Below are 1310 nucleotides of genomic sequence, written 5' to 3' on the forward strand. Positions count from 1 at the left end.
AGCGAGGCGCGAAGCGAGGCGCGAAGCGAGGCGGCCCGCGAGCCGGGCAGCGAACACGACATTCCGTGGGTCGCCGACCGCGACGAGTGGTGGGCCGACGCCGTCGAACCCCAAGACGACGACTACGAGTCGAAATCCCTCGACTCGAGTCAGGAGTCGATGTTGCTGTACTCGTCGGGGACGACGGGCAAGCCGAAGGGGATCGTCCACACGCACGCGGGGGTCCAGGTCCAGTGTGCCAAGGAGGTCTACTTCGGGATGGATCTCAAGCCCTCGGATCGGTTCTTCTGGGTTTCGGATATCGGCTGGATGATGGGGCCGTGGACGCTCATCGGGACCCACACCTTCGGCGGCACCGTCTTCATGTACGAGGGCGCGCCCGACCACCCCGAGCCCGACAGGTTCTGGGAGATGATCGACCGGCACGAACTCACCCAGTTCGGCATCTCGCCGACCGCGATTCGGGCGCTGCGCAAGCACGGCGACGAGTGGCTCTCCGGCCACGACCTCTCCTCGCTCCGGCTGTTGGGCTCGACGGGCGAACCCTGGGACCCCGAATCCTGGCGGTGGTTCTACGAGCACGTCGGCGGCGGCGACGCGCCGATCATCAACATCTCCGGCGGGACCGAGATCTGTGGCTGTTTCCTGATGCCGATGCCGACCGAGCCGCTCAAACCCTGTACGCTCGGCGGGCCGGGGCTGGGGATGGATATCGACATCGTTGACCGCGACGGGAACTCGGTCAGAGAAGCGAACGAACGGGGCTTTCTGGTCGCGCGGGACTCCTGTCCCTCGATGACTAAATCCCTCTGGTCGGGCGACGAACGCTACCTGAACGAGTACTGGTCGACGTTCAAGGACGTCTGGAACCACGGCGACTGGGCTCAGAAGGACGAGGACGGCTTCTGGTTCCTCCATGGCCGCGCCGACGACGCGCTGAACGTAGCGGGCCGGAAAGTCGGCCCCGCGGAGGTCGAGGGAGCGCTCATCGACCACAAGTCGGTGAACCAGGCTGCCGCGATCGGCGCACCCGACGACACCACCGGCACCGCCGTCGTCACCTACGTCGTCCTCGAGGAGGGGTACGAGGAAACCGACGAACTGCGCGACCAACTGCGCGGCCAGGTCGGGGACGAACTCGGGAAGCCGTTCCGCCCGCGGGAGATCCTGTTCGTCGATCAGTTCCCGAAGACCCAGTCAGGCAAGATCATCCGGCGGGCCATCGAGGCGACCTACACGGGCGAGGATCTGGGCGATATGGGCAGCATCGAGAACCCTCAGGCCCTCGAGGAACTCGAGGCGGCGCGGTA

1 protein-coding gene is annotated in these 1310 nt (G+C 66.2%); it reads left to right on the forward strand.

The annotated features are described in order from the left end of the window. Positions 1-1310, forward strand: a 1310-nt coding sequence (locus GS429_RS17955; RefSeq protein WP_160066746.1) for an acetate--CoA ligase, incomplete at both ends; no start/stop codon positions are given.

It is taken from the genome of Natronorubrum halalkaliphilum (assembly GCF_009834785.1).
In the GTDB taxonomy this organism is placed as follows: Archaea; Halobacteriota; Halobacteria; order Halobacteriales; family Natrialbaceae; genus Natronorubrum; species Natronorubrum halalkaliphilum.